Source organism: Caballeronia sp. M23-90 (genome assembly GCF_053574605.1).
In genome coordinates this window covers 1-19,042 of record NZ_JBSIPA010000082.1, presented here as the reverse complement: position 1 = coordinate 19,042, position 19,042 = coordinate 1, and the positions used below count along the sequence as shown (strand labels likewise).

Here is a 19,042-nt window from a genome sequence, read left to right as displayed (position 1 = left end):
TCGGCGGAGCTGATGCTCGCCGATGCCGCGAGTGTTGCGCCGCTCGGCATCACGGTGGGCGCGGACAAGAACTACGACACCACCGGCTTCGTCGCCAGTTGTCGCGCGAATTGCGTCACGCCGCATGTGGCGCAAAACGATGGACGTCCCGGAGGTTCAGCGATTGACGAGCGAACTACGCGCTGGCCAGGATACGCCGTCAGCCAGCAAAAACGTAAGCGCATTGAGCAGGTATTCGGATGGGGCAAGACAGTTGGTCGAATTCGCCAGGTCATGTATCGGGGACTTGAGCGCGTAGATCAGCTCTTCGTGCTGACGCAAGTCGGCTACAACTTAACGCGTATGCGCACACTCGCGGATTGAGGGGCGAGGAGGCAATGAGCAACACGATATCGTGAATCCGCGAGCAACGTCGAATGCTCGCAAACATATTTTGCGTTAAAAACGTGCGAACCCACAACCCAGCGTAATGCGCCCGAATGCATCAGCGACGGGTACTTCAACGGCCTGTTAGATGTTAATTCAGTGTTGCGTTGTTCATGATGTTGGCCTATCTGGATTCGGCGCACTGAAGGTGTTTGAAGAGCAACCTCAGTCGTGCGGCTTAACTTAACTACCCATACCAAACAGTAATGTCACACCTCGGACTCGAGGTCAATCGCTCGCCTTTTAAGCTTTCGTAATAATCAAAGCACCAACGAGCCCCGAAGTTGTGAGTTTCGGCGTAACGGAATGATTGGCGACAGGCGCAGAAGTGCTTCCATCGTTGTCACCGTCACTGTCATGCCCGCGCGAGGCGACTTGCCCCGGAGCGGCGGGGGCCGTTGGTATCGTTGATACACTAGCTGAGGTCCAAATTGCGGGAGTCATTGAACCGTCCTTCCGAAATGGGATATCAGTGATACTTATGAGTTATCGGCGCAGCAGTCGAATGCTGAACCCTGGTTCGATGCAAACATGGTCCTTCCCAGTACATGACCGTTTCTAAGTATCGGCTAAGTATTACGCGCTACCCTTACATGAAAGCAAATTGGAATCACGCTCCTTTGCCGAAAAGTGCTTGCATACGAGCTCATGAGCGCACTCGACGATGCGGTTTAAAGCGCGATTATTAGTGTTACTGGTTGCGGCCCTTGTCACGCAAGTGACGACGTTCATCATTTCCATCCTGGTCAATGCAGTAGGCACTAATGTGCCTGCGATCCCCTTTGCGATTTTTGCCTGTATCACGCTCGCCCTTACGCAGCGATGGATTTTGGTCGACGCTGCGAAAGCGTTTGGCGAAGCGGTTGCAAAACGCCACGTTCTTTTGCAAGGGGATCCCCCTCAAATTACTTTCATCGTCGCAACATGTCCAAAAAGGTGGTTTGTGCTCTTGCATATCCAGTTGCATCCCGAGTTGCTCGGCCAGGGTTCCGAGTAGCTCCCAACCCAAGTTTAATCCGTTTCGGTCATGAAGGCCGAGACTCTCACGTGCTACCATTAAGTATGATCTCATTGGACGTTTTTTTGGCTACTCTCTAAATCAAGTGCTGAACCGCCGATCATTACTTCCTACTACTCTCTTCTGAAAAGCGTTGCTTGCGCTGAGACCGAGTGCTTTGCTTAGCGCGAAAGTGTGACATAGCAACGCGAACGAACGCAAATTACAACACGACTTCGTTATGTTCAACACTTTAGCTTCAAGATCGCATCCGATGCGCTGTCGTTGCCTTCGTCCATAAACGTTCGAAAGAGTGATGAGAACGGTTGGTATTCGTGCTTACGCCGGTCTTTGTGGGATTAACCGAACTACCAAATTTGCGCGGTATGCTCGCATACTATTAACTGCGCATAGAGGGGTCATGCAATGGCATCACATCAAGAACTAAAGCGCTTCCGCGCTAACCTTGCAGACGAACTTCACAGTGCGGCACTCTACGAGACCTTAACGAAGGTCGAAAAGGACGACACCAGGAAAGCGGTTTTTGCCGAACTCGCCACGTCAGAGCGCGAGCACGCGAAGGTATGGGCCGCTAAACTAAAGGCGAACGGGGCTCAAGTGTCGTCCGGGAGATTGAGTATTAAAACGCGCATCATGCGGGGTGCCATTCACCTGTTCGGCGTATCGTTTGTCCTGCCCACGCTTGCTGCTGCAGAGTACGCAGATCGCGACAAATATTTCGGCCAACCGGATGCCGGTCAGATGTCAGCCGATGAACATCATCACGCGAACGTTGTTCAGGCTATGGCCCAAGGAGACGATGCTAAGAAAATGTCGAAAGGAGCGCAGATCGCGTCGGCCGAATCTTGGCATAAGGGAGTTTCGTCTGGTAACGACTTACGCGCTGCAGTGCTGGGTGCAAATGATGGACTGGTTTCTAATTTCTGTCTGATCATGGGCGTGGCGGGTGCTGGCACGGGCAACAAAGCCATTCTTCTAACCGCCTTCGCCGGACTGGTCGCGGGAGCTTGCTCGATGGCGCTCGGTGAATGGTTGTCCGTGACCAACGCGCGGGAATTGGCGACGACCCAGATTGCAAAAGAAGCTGACGAACTTGAGCATTCCCCCGAATCTGAAGAACATGAACTGTCACTGATATATCGATCGAAAGGTCTCGATGCAGACGAAGCGAAAAGGGTTGCTTCCCAGATGATGCGTGACAAGGATAAGGCGCTTGATACGTTGACGAGAGAAGAACTCGGTCTAGACCCGGCTGAGTTGGGTGGAAACCCGTGGTCGGCGGCAGGCGTGTCATTTTGTCTGTTTTCGCTCGGCGCCATCTTTCCGGCGATGCCTTTCTTATGGGCGCAAGGGACGAGTAGCGTGGTTCAGTCTGTCGTGGCCAGTACGATCGGGCTTGCCGCAATCGGCGTCTTCACGTCTTTGTTTAATGGACGTAGCGCGATGTTTTCGGCTGTACGACAGGTCGGCATTGGACTTGTTGCCGCCGCATTCACATTTGGTGTTGGTCACTTGCTGGGCGTGTCGCTATCGTGAATGAGCGATGTATTAGCGAAATATTTCCCGGCTGAGAATAGTTTAGCCGACACAACTTGTCGCTTAGCTGATCAAAAATGTCACGGTCACACGCAAGCCGGTTTGGCCGGCGGTAGCTAACATTAGCTTCGCACCCACTTTCGTCGCGATCGATTGCACGATGGACAATCCAAGGCCCGAGCCGCTTTGTTCCGTGCCAAGTACACGATAGAAGCGGTCGAACACGCGTTCTCGTTCTCTTTCTGGTATCCCTGGTCCCGTATCATCGACTTGAATTTGCAGTACGCCACGATCCGTTATAATTCCCAAATCAACCCGCCCACCGGACGGTGTGTATCGGATCGCGTTGTCAACGAGGTTTTTTACGAGCGTCACCAAATCTGGCTCGCCGACCGAGACGAAGGCGTCATGCTCTCCAACTACACCTAGGTCTACCCCTTTTTGCTCCGCCAATGGCAACAGGTCTTCAATAACCTGCCTAAATACTTTGCTTATCGACGTCTTTGCCGCAATTTGATTGCCATCGTCCTGAACTCGAGCCAATGTCAAAAGCTGTTCCTGAAGCGCACGTGTACGAGCCAATCCAGCGCGCATTGTGTCAAGGCGCTCACGTGCCTGCTGGGACATCTCCGATGTGCTTAGTCGCTCCGCCTGTAGCGATAACGCGGTAAGAGGCGAACGCAACTCGTGCGCAGCATCTGCAATGAACCGCCGTTGCAATTCGGCATTCTCTGAAGCACGACGGAGCAGTCGGTCAATTGCTTTAACGAAGGGCAGAATCTCAACAGGCATATATCCCTTGGGCGAAGAACCAAGCGCTGAGATGTCGTGCTCTGAGCGTGAATCCAGCTCGGCCGATAGTTGCATCAACGGCCGAAACATCTGCCGGATCAAAAAAGCAACGATCACAACCAACATAGGAACCAGAACCGCGAACGGAATCAGAGTGCCGAGCGCATTGTTGCGCGCGATCTCTGTCCGGTCTGCAGTTTCCTGCGCAACAACAATTCGCGTCGTCGGGGTAAGCGGCCTGACGAAGAGCCTCCAGCGTTCGTCCCCAATACTGACGGTATGGAGACCATCGGAAATCAGCTTGGGAACACTGAAAGCCTCCTGCCCTTCGCTTAAAGTCTTCACCACAATTTTCGCCCGAGGCTCGCTGTCGGGAATATATCGCTGAGATCCAGCCTCCATTGCCGGCAGGTTGCTCGCCGTGATCAACGAAGCGACCTGCTTGAGTTGACTATCCTGCAACTGGTTGGCTTCATGCAACGCCAAACTATAGGACAAGCATGCGCCGAAAGTAGCGAGGATGACAATCGTAAGTGCGAGCCAAACCGACAGGCGAACACGCAGTGACTGACTTACTGCTCCTTGGAAACCATCCATCCCACGCCTCTGACATTTTTGATCGCGTCAACACCTAGCTTTCTGCGGATCGAATGAATGATGAACTCCACAACGTTGCTTTCGATCTCCTGGTTCCAATCATAGAGACGGTCCTCTATCTCAGCGCGTGACAGGATCGCACCGGGTCGCATCATAAGTGCACGCAACAAGGCGAATTCTTTGCCAGATAATCGTGTATGCATCTCGCCCCGGCTGGCTTCGCGAGTGGTCGGATCAAGGCTGATGATTCCGTTTGTCATGATGGGCGCCACATGCCCGCCACGACGACGCATCACTGCTCGGATCCTCGCTAAAACTTCACCCATCTCGAAAGGCTTAAGTATGTAGTCGTCCGCACCTTCGTCGAGCCCCTTCACACGATCCTCAAGAGCATCGCGTGCGCTTACGATCAAGATGGGAACTTGGGCGTTCCGGCCGCGGATCTCGCTCAAAACTGCAGTCCCGCTTTTTTTGGGCAAGCCTAAGTCCAGCAGTACAAGGTCGTAGGTGCAGGTACCAAATCCGGATAACGCGGACTCGCCGTCGAGCATCCAATCGACGCCATAGCCAGCAACGTTGAGAGCATCTTGCATGGACTCCCCTATCGTCCTGTCTTCCTCGACTAGCAGCACTCTCATGTGCAGACATCCTTCTTAGAGGCATCTGTTGACCATTATTCGATGCCGACTAACCTGCTCTTGCATCGGGGACAACTAACTCCCAGGTCCGACGGCTGGACGCGTGTGAGGAGATTTTCATCTTCTAGTATCTCCATCACGCCATGTTTAACCGGACATCAATGTCGCCACTAAAGAGACACGAATGAGAACTGTATGCATCACTGAATGTACGGCTTAATCGCCCCGCACGGATAACACAAGCTATTACGCGTATAGGCTGGACAATCACCAATCTATGCAGCCGACTACAGAAAATGGCAATCGCTCGCCCAATTACGTTAGCGTTGAAGACGCGTGCCAAATCTGGATATGCAGAACAATCTCATATGCAGCTCGTTAAAGATCGACAAACATCTAACGGAATAGAGTTTCTTCTACAAGACTTAGGAAGGACTTAGCGCGGCGACGGTGACCATATCAATCCACAGCTTCCCCCACAGGTCGATATCTAGCTCAGGTGGACCAGAAGCGTGTCCCGTATGTCCTGATCTGCGTTGCTTCGGGCGTAGTCACAATTCGAGCGCGATACGGTCGGTGCAGATAGTTGGGAAACTTATTGTCTACGTCATATGAGGGGGTGCGGACGAAATGTTGGGCTGCCTGTAGGTAGTCCATGTCCCGTACGAAAACCGCGTTCAAGCGGTTTGGCTCTAGCTGAAGTTGGGAAATGCATCAAGGCGACAGTCGGGAAGCCGGGTTACCCGACAAAGAATTCCCTGAAGGCTTGGCATCGTGAATACGAACAGTGTCATGATTTAAGAACTGGTTATGTTCGTCCACGCCGAGGAATCCGGCCGAACAGAAGCAGGCTGCTGTCGATCATTATCTGAGCCATGACCCTTGTGCCAGGGCAACCCTGAGGGCTCTGGGCGTTCCGAGTCGCAGGACGCTTACAACCTGGATTGACGAACTATGCCGCGAAATCCGAAAATGCCTTGCCGGCTGAGTAGCTGGCTCCGTTTCGAAATCGCGTGCGGTGAAACGGGCGACAGTCATCGAATTGTGCGCCAGAGAAGGAAGCGCACGCGTGGTTACTCAGAAAGCAGGCGTGAGCAGGCCGATGCCATACAACTGGAAGAATCAGCTACTCGGTCGAGAGGTTCCAACATCCGTGAAACGCAAGAAGAAGCGTAGGCGAAACTAAAACCGTCACTGTTGTAAATGTAAATCCGTCACTTCAAGCCTCCCGCGCGGTGCTTTCGCCGCGAATCCCTACTCGCATGGGACTCACAGCTGCGAAGAAAATGTGTCTCCAGTTCTCGAGCGCCTCCTATGTCCCATAACCGCTAATCCTCCGCAGCGACTTGAACATCAGATTCTCGGTCCGTGATAGCTGGATCACATCGGCCTGTTCAGCAAAAGAATCGTTGATGGTAGAGCCGCGTGAACGCAGTCCGATGCTCTTGCCGCATTGGAAAGTGCTGATTGAGACTGAAGCCTGGTCCCCCGTAGTTCCAGCGACAGTTGGCACAACGATAAGGAGTCTCCAGCAACTCAGCTCGCACGATATATGGCGCTTCATATCTGCATCGACGGCAAGCCGCAAGAATACGCGTGCGGTGCGCCGGGCACACACTAAGGCCGGGTGATTGATGAAGTAGGCTGTGGTACCCACGGCCCACGCAAGCGACACAATATCGAAAGGACTGGCAACATCTTGATCCGCTCGATGACGGCGCCATCGCAGCGTGGAGCGTCTTCGATGATAGCTTCAGCGTTTCACGTAGCCGCTGAACGTTTGCAGCGTTGGCATATGCCACGACACCTTCATACGGATCTGTTTCTGGACCCATCAAGCGCGCGACGACGTGTCCCGGCAGCGAGTTCGCTTTCTTGAATTTCCACAAGATTGAGATGAGCGACTCAAAGGGATCGACCCACTCTGCCCTAAATATATAGCCAAGCGCCGGTACAAGAGTTCGCTCGTCGAGCGTCAATATCGGGAACTCCGACGGACCGGGAGGCCACCGATCAAGCAGCGACGAGGATTCGACCGGTGGCATGGCGGGATTGAACGTAACCGCAGCGTTGAACTGCGTACTTCCACAAGTCCGACTCCGGTCTATATTGCGAGGAATCTTTGAGCTCGCTTTCCTTGAGCGTGATCTCGACAGCCCGTACGAATGATTCCATCGGGAGTTCCAGCTTCCCTGGCAGGTTTGCGTTGCCGTGCGCTGCTTCGAATGTATCCCATAGCAGATCCGCGTCAGCCACGAGCCGGTAGCCAGCGTCGAACGCCTGCGGCAAACAAAAGCGGGTGAACGTCCACTGCGTTCCCTCCGGAAAAGCCGTTCGATCGTAACCATCCAAACATGTTGCCAGCTCCTCCGCGTTGCGGATACCATAAAAGCAAAGATCTTCCACCATTAGTCGAGCAACGATCTGTGTCTTTTGTGCCATCTGCAAACTCGTCTTTTGCGCCAGCAACTCCTGTTGCCCGACCAAGAATGTGAACAACTTGATTTGTTGGCGATCGAGCGCGTCGTGGACGTCTCGCAACCACTCATACTCATTCTCGTTGTATCGCTGCGCCTCGTCGCAGAAGAGGAGCACCGTGCCGCTTCCCGCCCGTGTAGCCGCCTCCCGAATTCTCAACGACAGCCGCATGCGCTTGGAAGTGTTCGAGCCAGCGTTAGGGTCCGGATCTCCAACGGCCTCCAGCAGATTCGCAAAGAACGGCCCCTCGGCGTGCCGCGGTTTGTGCTCGCACTGCGCATGATAAGACGTCAGCTTCGGGTAGTTTCGCGCGAGAAGAAGTCGAAGATATTCGATAGAACGCGTTTTCCCTATCCGCGAGGGGCCGTAGATAAGCGCCCCTGTAATCCGGTAGTGCAAACATCGGATCACGAGATCATAGAATTCCTGAATTGCTGGCGTGGCGATCCGGTAATTTCCGGTGTAAAGAGGATGCAACGACGGTTCGATGGGCCGCGGCATTTCGATCGACATGGGAAATCCCCTTTCCGAGCGTGCAATTAGAAGACGTGACCTGCCCCAATGTCGAGCTTGCGGGGCCGAGCTGGAGACTTCGCGTCACGTGACACGGAGCTAGACTGATGCGACTGCTCGCCAGATTGCGAGTCGGGATTTTTCTTTCCGAGATCGGACTGAGCAGGACGCCCAGGTCCGGTTGGCGTACGAACTGTTGGTGCTGATGCGAGCATTCTGACCGCACGCGCATATTCCGTTGCACCTTTACGTGTTTTCTTCGCTCCAGCAAACTTCTCTTGGATGTAAGACTCGATAGGATTGAGACCAACAACCGTTGGGCAACGCCCCTGCCCCTTCAGTTTGTTGATCTCCTGCCGGAGCTTCAGGTTGTGCGGAAAGACACACCACGCGCCCTGGGCGTCAAGCTTGCCCAGATCGCTGCCATCGGAGAGAAACGCGCGCACACATCGAAGATCATCGGCGTTCATGTACACAAGAAGCTTCTGGCCGAGCAAATGCGGGCTGGTCGCGAGGAGCTCGCTTGTATAGCGAACGCCATACAGATTTATATGGGGACGAACACCTTGCTGGAGGTAACCACGTACGCTGCATCGACGGGCCGATTGCATGAGGCACAACGTGCGCCTGTGGTATTCCGGAAGCCATGTCACGAGAGATTGTCGTCCTCTCACAAACAAATCCATGGCCTCGAGCGGTGTTGCATGGTTCAGGCCACCATGGGGTGTGCCGTTGTACTTTGAGATTGCATACTCGACCAGCTCTTCAAGTTCGTCAAAGGAAACGAAGAGGCGTAGGTTGCTTTTTGGGTCGGCCAAGGTACGCCGTAGGTCACGCGGATGGGATCCTGTGTAACCGGGGAGACGGGACGACAACCGGCTAGCGATCGTACCGAAGAAGCGCTCGATGTAAGGGCGTTCGTCAGGGCTATGTCGTGGACCAGCGTCGACTAGGCAACCGACAAACTCGCACAACGCTTTCAATGTGTCGCTCGCCAGGTTGGCCTTAGCGTTATCCAGCTTAATCTGTTCCCAGATTGCATAAGCGAGCTCCGGCAATCGCTGCGATGGGAACCCTCCATGCGCTTCGTAACTCAGTCCTGCTATCGTGAACGTTCGCGCTCGGTGGGGTTCGAGCGCGTTTTCGATGGTTTTTATCACGTCATAGCGACTGTATTCCCGTCCCATGACCACGTGATAGCCAATTACCGCTCGGGTGCACACGTCAATCAGCACCAACAACCACACACGCTCGATTTCGAACTCATGCTCAAACCCTAGCGGATCGCGCATGACGACCTTCAACCTGAGATCCAACCGGTGCCCGTCAAACTCAACTACCTGGTACGGGCGCGTAGCTGCGAGAGCGCCCGCTTGTCGATCAGTCGACGGTAGCCCTTTCAGATGGGAAGCACCTGCAGAGCGAGCAGCCGTTCCGAAACTGCGCAGCATCTCAGTTCTCACAGACTGCGAAATTGAACGAATAGCGCGACTAGCAGTATTGAATGGATAGTCCGCAGCGGTCAGCCCCACCGTGCGACACTGCCGGAGGAAATCTTCGTGTAGCGATTGAAGTCCTACAAGGCGGATGCGCAATCTACCGTCGGTGTTAATCTGATAGAGCAGTACGCGGCGCTGTTTAATCTGCAGCCGCAGCCATTGGACAAGGCTCGGGTAGCGCTCGAACAGCTGTGTTAGTGCGCCTGAGGCGCCACAACTGCCCCGATCGCCATGGATACGCACTGCCTTCACGCGAGTGTATTCAGCTGTTCTCACATTTTTTATTAAACCACGGTAGCCGAACAGACGACCATCGCAGTGCGGTGCGAGGGCGTGTTGAAGCGAGCGATACAACTGACGGCGATTGATGCCGGTAGCTTCCTCAATAGTTGTAAGCGACTGGCCGCGCACGCACCGTTCGACCGCATCCCGCCTCGCTTCAAACACTGCGCGTTTGACAGGATCGAAATCGGTGTCCGCGACGGTCGGCCACGTCGCCAGATCGATTTCTTGTAGCTCGGGTTTGCGGCGGTTCATCTTGCACCCACCGCATGGAAGTGCGTCAGGAATGACAACGGCTGGGTGTGCAGCTCAGATGCGCTAACGCGTCCTTGGTGCAGAAGACCAAACACCGCAGCCCGCGCGACAATCAGATCACCATTTGAGAACTCACGTTCAATGGTTATGAGCGTCTGAGGTTGCTTAACAAACCGCTCGATCGCTGCATGCATCGTTGGCGCTATAAGTCCGCGGGTTGCGATGATGCAAGGAAGCATGCGTTGCCAATTGTCGATCCAGGCGCGTAACGCAATGAGTTCAATCCTCGGGACGCATCGAATGGGGATTGATGACTCACCCAGCTCATCCCGCCAATGCTTATCCCGCTCTTCGTCGTCCGTCTCAATGACGAAGATTAGTTCTTGTCGATCAGCGTATCGAACCCAAAAGTCCACCAAGTACTTACGTTCTTTTGTTTGGACATAGCCCGGTCGCTCGCAGAACGCGACTGCAGCTGGGTCCGCCTCAATCAATAACCACTGCTCGAGAACGGCTCTACGATAGAAGCACACTCGCCTTCCCAGCTTTGGGCTGAACGCTTCGAAACGCGGCGCACCTCGTGGCCGGGCAATCGCGACAGGCGAGGTTTCTGATAAGGAATGTTCCATAAGATCAGTCCCTTACGCATGGGATTCGAAGTTTAGGATGTGAGGTGGCGAATTTAATGCGGACTTATGCGAATTGACGGATTTATTTCGTTCGGACTGCGAGCAAAGATGTCACTCATGGATCGTGGAGCTGCGATCGAACGGATCGCGAGTAGTGACACATTTAATTCTGCCTACGATTCGGCGCCAACTCGTGCGCTGTGCCCTCGCCCGCCATCGCGACGACCTTGCCAAACTCTTCGATCACCGCGCGGCTGACGCGTCAAACACGCACGGCTTGTTGCCAAAGGCATTGAGGCCCTTCGGGTCGCAACTGTGGCGATACCTTCGATCACTGACGACATTGCCCGCTGGTTGCCGCCTCGCGCTGTCCACGCGCTTCACGCTCACGGCATCACGACGCTCGCCGAACTCACGCTTCGCATCCCGCGGCGCAAGCAATGGTGGACAGCCATTCCCAAGCTCGGACAAGCCAGCGCCAAACAGATTGAAGCGTTCTTTGCCGCCCACCCGGCGCTCACCGATCGCGCCCGCGCATTAATCGAGTCCACGGCGTCGCCCATCGTGGTTCCGTGGGAGAACGTGCGACTTCCGCACGAAATCGACGGATCATGTGGCGTCTTCAGAGCGCCGCGAGAAAGCTGCGCGCTCGACGCAAACAATGACTATGACGCAGTGCAAACGTGGTTGTCGCTGCACGAGTCGCCCTCGACCCAACGGGCCTATCGGAAAGAAGCCGAACGCCTGATTCTCTGGGCGATCGTCGAACGAGGCCGGGCGCTCTCGTCTTTATCCACCGAAGATGCCATTGCTTATCGCGCGTTTTTGCGCAGGCCCACGCCCCGTGATCGATGGATCGGTCCGACGCGCGCTCGTACGTCACCTCAGTGGCGGCCCTTCACGGGCAACCTGGCGCCGCGCTCGGTGGCCTATTCGCTGATGGTGCTGGGCGCGCTGTACCGATGGCTGATCGAGCAACGGTATGTGCTCGCGAACCCGTTTTCTGGCGTCAAGGTGAAAGGTACGGAGCGCGCCGCGCTCGATGCGTCGCACGCATTCACCGAAGGCGAATGGCAACTGTTGCGGACCATTGCCGACGGGCTCGAGTGGTCGTATGGCTGGAAACCTGCAGCAGCCCAGCGGTTGCGCTTTGTGCTGGATTTTGGATATGCCACAGGGTTGCGCGCCAGCGAACTTGTGAACGTGACGCTCAAAGACATCCGCACCGATGCACAGGGAGATCATTGGGTTGAACTTGTCGGCAAGGGCCAGAAAGCGGGGAAAGTCGCGCTTCCGCCTCTCGCTCGCAGGGCGCTGGAGCGCTATCTGGTGGAGCGCGGTTTACCCGTCTCGCCCGAGCGCTGGACACCGGGGACCGCGTTGATTGCCGGCCTGAATGAAAGCGATCGCCAAGGGCTGAGCACCGTGAGGCTGTGGGCAATTATGAAACGGTTTTTTGAGACGACAGCGGCCCTCATCGAGGCCGAGAAACCGGCGTTCGCGGTAAAACTGCGACTGGCTGGGCCGCACTGGATGCGGCACACGCACGCGACCCATGCGCTTACACGCGGCGCGCAACTGACCTCAGTTCGGGATAACCTGCGTCATGCGTCTATAACGACGACGTCGACCTATTTGCACAGCGACGAGGTTGAACGAGCTCGACAGTTCCGGGATGCATTTAAGGCGGCCTAGTCCGCTTCACTCCAATTCGACGCCTACCCCATTTTATGCCGCTCAACCCACAGTCTTCACTCGCCCGGCTCTTTAATGCGCCCGTCAAGTCAGGTGTGCTCATTTGGATCGGCGTGCGGCCCGAGCGGCGTTTGGCCATGTGCCCGGTCGACGAAGCCGTCTTGGACACGCACGTCGGGCTGGAAGGCGATCACTACAGTCGCGATGCAGGAAGACGACAAGTCACGCTCATCCAGGCTGAGAGTCTCGTGGCCATCGCAAGTCACCTTGGGCTTGAGACGGTCGCGCCAGAAATGCTCCGTCGCAATCTGGTGACGCGCGGCATCAATCTAATGGCGTTGAAAGACTGGAAGTTCCGCATCGGTGATGCGGTGCTGGAGATGACAGGCGAGTGTCATCCCTGCTCGCGCCTTGAGGAAACGCTTGGCGTTGGAGGATATAACGCCACGCGAGGTTTTGGGGGTATAACGGCGAAGGTGCTTGCGTGGGGCCGCATCGGTGTAGGCGACGCCATTGTGCGCATCGACGAGTGATCCCCCAACCGCTCGCTCGGAGTGGCGTACTCGCGCTCATCAACTTGTGTGCAGCAACGTCGAACGGAGTAGACAATTTTTGATTTGCTGACAGGCTCAGCACTCCGCGACGCGAAAGCCCTTCTCCGCCTCTCTCTCGTCTAGCCCAATCACATTGCCTGGTCTTTGATGACAAACCGCCGCTGCCGGCACGTCCATTGTCCTATGATGCAGATACCAGCCGACCAGACCGTTAGTAGAGTTTTTAGGCCGGCTTTGTGCCACCCGTTTCTATGATTGGCCGTAATCGACCCGCTTGTGACGGTCGACCTACTTTGAGACCAATGTCCCTTTGTGAACGTTGAGCAGCCACTCAAATTCCGCTCCCGGACCATCTTTGATGCCAGCGCAAAAACGAGCGCTCCACGATTAGGAGTTAGGGCAGCAGTATTGGCCGTAATACGCGAAGAACAACGATACTGGCCATACGAGCCGATAAATCGTCTCGGATATATGACCGCCATCCCAAAAGTACGATCAAGGTCAACGTTGCCTTCGGCGAACGACAAGACTCGTGCTACCGAACACCTACTTTCGCCGGATGGAATCGCTCCTTACCATACGCCGGAAACTGGGACAGCCTCTTCAGGACCCGGCCATAGCGGCATGGTAACGATAAGAATACACAAAGGCTGCACTCCCGTATTACGGAACTGAAAACGCGTGCGTTGCGGGATTGTAAGCGCCGTTCCGATGCATAGTGGAGTGACACTCTTCCTTTCGCCAAGCTCCCTCCAAATCTCGCCTTCACCGCTCAAGACGTACCAGATCTCTTCCACATTTTTGTGGAAGATGGCAGCGGATGTTTTGCAGGAAGGCAAAGTGCAATGACACAGTCCGCCGCCGGCTAAATTCGGAAGGAGTCGTATCTCAGATCCATCCGGTGCAAGGTGGTTCGGGGTGTTAGGCAACTGAACAACTGGGAATAGGTCGGTTTCCAATGGGCACCTCGTTACTGAAGCTTTGTTGAAAAATCCGATCGTTCTATAGTTTCGCTTTTTAATTTCGCGCCGTGTTCCTCGACATCATTAGCTTCGCTGTTCTCAACGTTTGTTTTCTCGCTAACCAGTGTAAGCTCCGATGATCAGCATCGACCTATCGCGTACGAGCCCGCGAGCTCAACGCGATCATTCGCAATGTTCCCGAATGTTCGATCTGGAGCCTCCGGCAACCTAAACAAGTTTCCGTCGAAGTGACGCGCATCATCCGTTTCCACGTCCGTCTCGCCCACGATTCAACTCACCACATAACGCAAAATTAGCCACGCTCGACGTTGGCTAGCTGTAGCCGGAGCACCCGAAAACACAAACCCGAACTTCCATTGATCCGATGTCGTGCTGAGGGCATTCGCGGCTTCGACGGTCATGGTGGTAGCCCCCGGCAGTATCGACGAGTCGGCCTGGAACACGATAGAACCGGCGAAAACTGGCGTTCCGGGCTGCAACGGCACGGTCGAATCGTAGACGAACCATGCGTCGGTGCCGACGATGTTCGCCGGCGGCCGCGGCATGCCTCGCGCGTAGCGCCACGCATGCGGCAACCGCTCCGCGAGACTGTCGATCATGAACTGACGCACGCCGTTCGAGTCTGGCTGCGTGCCTCGATACCACTCCTCCGGAAAATCGCGCGCGAGTTCGAATGCAGCAAACAGGCCGTCGCGCGATCCGAAGGCTTCCGCCACGCCGGCCACATAGCTCCCGAAATGCTGCATTGCCAGGCTCTTGAAGTGCGCGCCGCCGTCGCATGCAGTGTATTGCAAACGCAAACCGACATCCGAAATCGTGTCGTAGTCGAATGGCCGGAAGTCCGGCGGCAACTCGAGGCGCCAGCGGCTGATGGCGCCCGCCCCCTCGAACGGCAGGTAGCGCTCTCCATTAAAGGTCAACTCGAATGCGCCATGTTCGTTCTGTCCGCTGCAGATTGCGATGGCATCGATCGGTACATTGAGCGTCGTGAACCTGGGATCGCCAGGAATTTCGGCATACCCGTTCTGGCCGTCCTGGGTATTCACTCGAAACCGATGTTGCAACAGCGTCAGCGTGCCACTTAGGCTGATGCCTGGCCCGACTACACAGGGAATGTCGACGCCGAGCGTCTTGATCCGGCGCATGTAGTGCCCGGGCGAATCGCGATCGAACTGGAACTCTTGCAACGAAAACTCACAGGTGCCCGTCGCGCGCAACTCCACCAATGCGAGCGGATCGATCTCGCGCAGCCACACTGGGGGCCGCGTGACCTCGAAGTCGTAAGGCCGGTTGGCCACATACGCCGCCTCCATCTGTCGCAGCGCCATTTCGAGCGTTTCGCCCGCCAGCACGCCGTCGTGCGACGCATCCCAATAGCCGTTCGCCAAAAAAGGCGCGCCGGCTGGAGCCCGCTCAAAACGAAATACCGCTTCGGCGCGACACGCCATGTCGTACGCGAGAAGATACACCTGATAGTGCAACGCGCGCAGCGCGCTGTCCATCCATGTGTAGAGTTGCTGGTTCGTGTACTTGTTGCTCAGATAATCGACGATCGCCTGAGCATCCGCGACCTGCTGTTTCTGGCTTGTGATCTCTTTGGTGGCAATGTCGATGCGGATGTTCTGCGTGAGTATCTGTTTGTCGATGCTCTTTATCTCCAGCCCGGCCGTGTTGGCCTGAAGCACGCGATCCTGTAGTTGCCGCAGATAGCCGCCCTTTCGTCCCGCGTTGGCGGAGTCATAGGAAAGGATGTCGGCGAGGACCTGTTGTCTGCGCGCGATCGACTGCACGATCGCACTCAGCTCGCGCCCGCCGAACTGGAGTGAGATGCCAATCCCGAACGGGGAGACGTTAGTGCCTAGCTCCGGAATGATGCTCAACGCCGAGCTCATGCTCTCGAGCATCCCCACGTCCGCATGCACGACCGCCGCAGCGGCAGCCGCGCTCATCTCCTGCTGCTCGTACGGACTGAGCACGAGGCCGCTATCGGCGATAGGCGTCTCGATCGGATCGTCGATCTGCGCAAAGTCGTCATCGGGCGTCGGCACCTGACTCAAGTCGCCGCCGATCAACCGCAGATAATGCTGCAAGCGCGCGACCGGAGCCATACGGTTTTGCTGCAAGGCAGCCAGCGCCTGATTCGCCTCGTCGAGCTGACGCTGCTTCACGCCGAGCACCAGTTGTAGCAAGGTCGCTTCGTGTGCGGCGCGCAGCGCGGCGAGTCCTTCGGCGTCGCCCTTCTCGCGTGCCGCCACATAGGCCGCGCCCATCGCCTTGACCTCGCCCGCGAACGCGTAAGCTTTTTGCAGCAGATAGTTAAAGCGATAATTGGGCACCGGCGCCAGCAGGTCGTCGAGGGTCGTCGAGACGGTCAGGCCTTCTTCTTGTGCCTGCGCAAGCAAGTCTTCGTCGAGCGAAAAATCGAACAACGGCAGACGCCGGAACACACCGTTGATGTCGCGACAATGACGGATGTTGTTGAGGCGATTGTCAATCAACGCTCGCAGTGACGTCAGGCGCGCATTGGGCGGAATGCCGAAATACAGCGAGGTTGCGAATCCGAAGATATTGGGCAGGCCAACGACATGATTGCTGCTGACGACCGGCTGGGTCGTCTGGTTGCTGAAGGGAAAGACCAACTCCAGTTCGACCATCGCGTCACTGAAGGCGTCCCATTTGTCCAGCAGCGAGCAGTATGTCTCCGGCAGAATCGTGCCGCGCTTCGGAATCACCTGCGGACGCGGACCCAGGATATGCGACGCCCACACATAGCATTGAATCGCGAGCGGCACGCTTTCGAGCGTGTTTAGCCGGAAGTACGAGTCGCCATAGTCGATCAGCAACTGCACGTACTGGAGCACGGTCCATTTCATGTAAGCGGTCGGCCGAGCGCGCGCGACGACGTGCGGTTCGAACGGCGCGTCGCGCCAGGCTTGCACGTCCGTATCCGGCGTGTTCGGTAGCAGCGATTCCAGCTTGGCCTCGAGCGTCGCCTGCGGGTTGATCAGCTTGAATGGAGGAAACTGCCAGACACGCTGCGGGTCGGTGGCCTCGGAGGACGGATCGAAGATGAGCCGAAACAGGTTCAACGCGGCGTCGAACTGCTGCGCGCTCGACATCTTGTCGATCAGCGCCATCGGTGCGTGAAAGCCCAGTTCCCAGTTGTACAACGCGTACGGGCCCTTTAGTTCACTGTAGCTGGGGGATGACGCAGTGCCCGTCGCACCGAAGGAAACGTCGACGACGCCCGGATTAACGGTCGTAGCCGTGTGAAAGGACTGATACAGGCCGGGAAGATCTTCCGTCGCGCTTGCGCTGACGAGTCCGTGTGCTGGCGGGTAAAAGAGCATGGCCCCGTGCGCGGTACCCAACTCAAGGATGCATCCGCGCGACGTCAGATTGACATAGGGCGCAAGGTCGAATCGGACCGGCTTGCCCGAGCCGTCTGACTGGAGCGGATAAAGACGCTGGATAACCGAACTGCTGCTTACGCTCTGATTGAAATACTGGAATTGCCACCTGTCGCTCGTGTTCGTTTGCAAGGTCGCGCCGCTGATCTTTGTCGTGTGGACTTCATTTCCCGTGAAGACAAAACGTGCAAATGACGCGACTGCTGATCCGCTAGAAGCGGACTCGGCGGGGGCTGCGTAAGCGACATCGATCGCGACGCTGGCATCTTGCGGAGGGGCAACGCTTTCGGCGAGCACGCTCGGCAGAAACAGATACTTCGAGATATCCGTCACCGACGACGTCGCGCTCCCGCCACTTCCATCTCCTAACGGCGGAGTCGAGCTCAGCGCGGGGCCTTGCGTCGGGTTGCCGGGCGTCGTGAGAATGCAATGCAGCACCTGATCCGTACTCACCTGCTTCTGCGTCCACTTGCCGTCGCGCAATTCGCTCCACGCCAGCTTGATCTCCCAGTAGTCACTGGATCGCGCCGAGCCGATTGTGCGCCCATGCATATCGTCGAACTTGGCCGATTGCGTGGCGTTGTCCGGTACTGACTTCTTCGTGAACTCCGGGAAAAACACCAGCAGCCGGCCGTCCCACACGACCGGCGCGAGGTAGACGCCGCTGAGCGTCGCCGACGACGAATCGGGCGATGTCGAATAGCGGGTGACTTGCACCTGCATCGGTGTCCACGCGCTCCAGTCGCCGGTCGAGAACGAATCGTCCGGACAGGAAAACGTACGGTAGTAGAGGCTGTCCGGCGTGTTGCGGGTCTGTCCGAAAATGTGCAGCACGGCCGGTCTGCCATTGCCGCTTGACTGGACGTACAAGCCGACGACGGCCATGTTCGCCACGGTGTCGAGTTCGAAGAGATAAGTGTGCAGCGCCGATTCGATCATGTCCGGATCGACGTCCTTCTGCAGCAACGCCGATTCGAGATTTACATAGAACGGGCTTTTGTCGTCGCGCAACGATTCCTGAAGGCTGATCTCGGGGTAAACGAAGGTACGCCGATTCAGCTCCCAGGACGACTCCTCCTTCATCCATTCCCAGCGCCCGCGGTCGAGCGCGGCGATCGGCACGTTTGGCGCTTCCAGTCCCATCATGCAGCGCGTCACAAACTGCTGAACGGAGGCGATGCCCTGCTTGATTCGCGAGGTCTCCATGCACGTGCCCATCTGCACATCGATGAGGAGAAACTCGAACAGACTGTCCGCGTCGATCACCCCCCAGTCGACCAGCGGCTGCTGTGGCAGCAGATAGGCGATCAACGCCTGCTTGCGGTTTTCGCGGAGTCCGTCGTTGAGCGGCTTGATGACGGCGTCCCATTGCGTGGGCACGTAGCGTGCCTGCAGCGCACGGCGCACCGCCTCCGCGATCGCATGACAATTCCAGAAGCCGCTGCCCGGATCGGCCCAGTCGAACAGGCGGTCGACATCCATGCCGGTGCGCCCCGCTATTTCGAACGCTTTCCTGAGCCGCAACAGGTTGCGTTCATCACTGAAGCTGGCAACTGAAGCGATGTTGTAGTGCGCTGGCCCGATCAGACTGGCGATAGCGGTCGCGTCCCAGTTCGGGCTGGTATCGCCGAATTCGTTCATTCCCATCGCGGAAGAATGCGGGCTGATCGGGCCATTGGCCGAGTGGGTATTGCGCGAAGCGTGCCGGCAAAACAAGGCGTGGCAGGAGGAAGGCTA

The 19,042-nt window shown here is 56.5% G+C and carries 11 protein-coding genes and 3 pseudogenes; 7 read left to right on the top strand and 7 right to left on the bottom strand.

All coding sequences use genetic code 11. The annotated features are described in order from the left end of the window. From ACRXB1_RS11235 to ACRXB1_RS11225, 3 genes are all read left to right on the top strand, one after another. Positions 1-363: transposase (locus ACRXB1_RS11235; protein ID WP_449492037.1), on the top strand; the 363-nt coding region annotated here is incomplete at its 5' end. 727 nt (positions 364-1,090) lie between these two features. After that, a complete protein-coding gene (locus ACRXB1_RS11230) occupies positions 1,091-1,423 on the top strand; it encodes a hypothetical protein (RefSeq protein ID WP_449492036.1) in 333 nt (110 codons plus the stop codon). A gap of 426 nt (positions 1,424-1,849) precedes the next feature. Further along, a complete protein-coding gene (locus ACRXB1_RS11225) occupies positions 1,850-2,980 on the top strand; it encodes a VIT1/CCC1 transporter family protein (protein WP_449492035.1) in 1,131 nt (376 codons plus the stop codon). 63 nt (positions 2,981-3,043) lie between these two features. Here ACRXB1_RS11225 and ACRXB1_RS11220 read toward each other — a convergent pair whose 3' ends face one another. Further along, the gene (locus ACRXB1_RS11220; RefSeq protein ID WP_449492034.1) at positions 3,044-4,369 is read right to left on the bottom strand and encodes an ATP-binding protein; all 1,326 of its coding nucleotides are present in this window, start codon (positions 4,367-4,369) and stop codon (positions 3,044-3,046) included. Next, positions 4,345-5,007, bottom strand: coding sequence for a response regulator (locus ACRXB1_RS11215; RefSeq protein WP_449492033.1), 663 nt, complete (start codon positions 5,005-5,007; stop codon positions 4,345-4,347). The genes ACRXB1_RS11220 and ACRXB1_RS11215 overlap by 25 nt, the downstream gene beginning before the upstream one ends. Positions 5,008-5,670: 663 nt before the next feature. Between ACRXB1_RS11215 and ACRXB1_RS11210 the strand changes: the two are divergent. Then, positions 5,671-6,178 (top strand): annotated as a pseudogene (locus ACRXB1_RS11210) (IS3 family transposase); the annotation flags it as partial. Between the two features lie 842 nt (positions 6,179-7,020). On the opposite strand, the gene ACRXB1_RS11205 reads toward ACRXB1_RS11210, so the two are convergent. Genes ACRXB1_RS11205 through ACRXB1_RS11195 form a run of 3 tightly spaced genes read right to left on the bottom strand, consistent with a single transcriptional unit; the run spans position 7,021 to position 10,663 of the window. Beyond that, a complete protein-coding gene (locus tag ACRXB1_RS11205) occupies positions 7,021-7,998 on the bottom strand; it encodes an AAA family ATPase (RefSeq protein WP_449492032.1) in 978 nt (325 codons plus the stop codon). Between the two features lie 26 nt (positions 7,999-8,024). Next, on the bottom strand, positions 8,025-10,034 hold the full coding sequence (locus ACRXB1_RS11200) for an integrase (protein WP_449492031.1): 2,010 nt from the start codon (positions 10,032-10,034) through the stop codon (positions 8,025-8,027). Next, positions 10,031-10,663 carry a hypothetical protein gene (locus ACRXB1_RS11195; RefSeq protein WP_449492030.1) on the bottom strand — a complete coding sequence of 211 codons (633 nt, stop codon included), beginning with the start codon at positions 10,661-10,663 and terminating at the stop codon, positions 10,031-10,033. The genes ACRXB1_RS11200 and ACRXB1_RS11195 overlap by 4 nt, the downstream gene beginning before the upstream one ends. A gap of 166 nt (positions 10,664-10,829) precedes the next feature. Between ACRXB1_RS11195 and ACRXB1_RS11190 the strand changes: the two are divergent. Together ACRXB1_RS11190 and ACRXB1_RS11185 are read left to right on the top strand one after the other, a co-directional pair. Then, positions 10,830-12,358 (top strand): annotated as a pseudogene (locus ACRXB1_RS11190) (phage integrase family protein); the annotation flags it as partial. 161 nt (positions 12,359-12,519) lie between these two features. After that, a complete protein-coding gene (locus ACRXB1_RS11185) occupies positions 12,520-12,891 on the top strand; it encodes an MOSC domain-containing protein (protein ID WP_449492029.1) in 372 nt (123 codons plus the stop codon). A gap of 593 nt (positions 12,892-13,484) precedes the next feature. On the opposite strand, the gene ACRXB1_RS11180 is transcribed toward ACRXB1_RS11185, so the two are convergent. Beyond that, the gene (locus ACRXB1_RS11180) at positions 13,485-13,751 is read right to left on the bottom strand and encodes a cupin domain-containing protein (protein ID WP_449492039.1); all 267 of its coding nucleotides are present in this window, start codon (positions 13,749-13,751) and stop codon (positions 13,485-13,487) included. A gap of 413 nt (positions 13,752-14,164) precedes the next feature. Next, positions 14,165-18,787 (bottom strand): Tc toxin subunit A-related protein, encoded by a 4,623-nt coding sequence (locus ACRXB1_RS11175; protein WP_449492038.1) that lies wholly within the window; start codon positions 18,785-18,787, stop codon positions 14,165-14,167. A gap of 127 nt (positions 18,788-18,914) precedes the next feature. Between ACRXB1_RS11175 and ACRXB1_RS11170 the strand changes: the two are divergent. After that, positions 18,915-19,042, top strand: a pseudogene (locus tag ACRXB1_RS11170) (EAL domain-containing protein); the annotation flags it as partial.

Bases quoted from the DNA above. Each gene is read 5' to 3' on its own strand.
- ACRXB1_RS11230 (WP_449492036.1), top strand. From the start codon at position 1,091: ATGCGGTTTAAAGCGCGATTATTAGTGTTACTGGTTGCGGCCCTTGTC.
- ACRXB1_RS11225 (WP_449492035.1), top strand. From the start codon at position 1,850: ATGGCATCACATCAAGAACTAAAGCGCTTCCGCGCTAACCTTGCAGAC.
- ACRXB1_RS11220 (WP_449492034.1), bottom strand. From the start codon at position 4,369: ATGGATGGTTTCCAAGGAGCAGTAAGTCAGTCACTGCGTGTTCGCCTG.
- ACRXB1_RS11215 (WP_449492033.1), bottom strand. From the start codon at position 5,007: ATGAGAGTGCTGCTAGTCGAGGAAGACAGGACGATAGGGGAGTCCATG.
- ACRXB1_RS11205 (WP_449492032.1), bottom strand. From the start codon at position 7,998: ATGTCGATCGAAATGCCGCGGCCCATCGAACCGTCGTTGCATCCTCTT.
- ACRXB1_RS11200 (WP_449492031.1), bottom strand. From the start codon at position 10,034: ATGAACCGCCGCAAACCCGAGCTACAAGAAATCGATCTGGCGACGTGG.
- ACRXB1_RS11195 (WP_449492030.1), bottom strand. From the start codon at position 10,663: ATGGAACATTCCTTATCAGAAACCTCGCCTGTCGCGATTGCCCGGCCA.
- ACRXB1_RS11175 (WP_449492038.1), bottom strand. From the start codon at position 18,787: ATGGATGTCGACCGCCTGTTCGACTGGGCCGATCCGGGCAGCGGCTTC.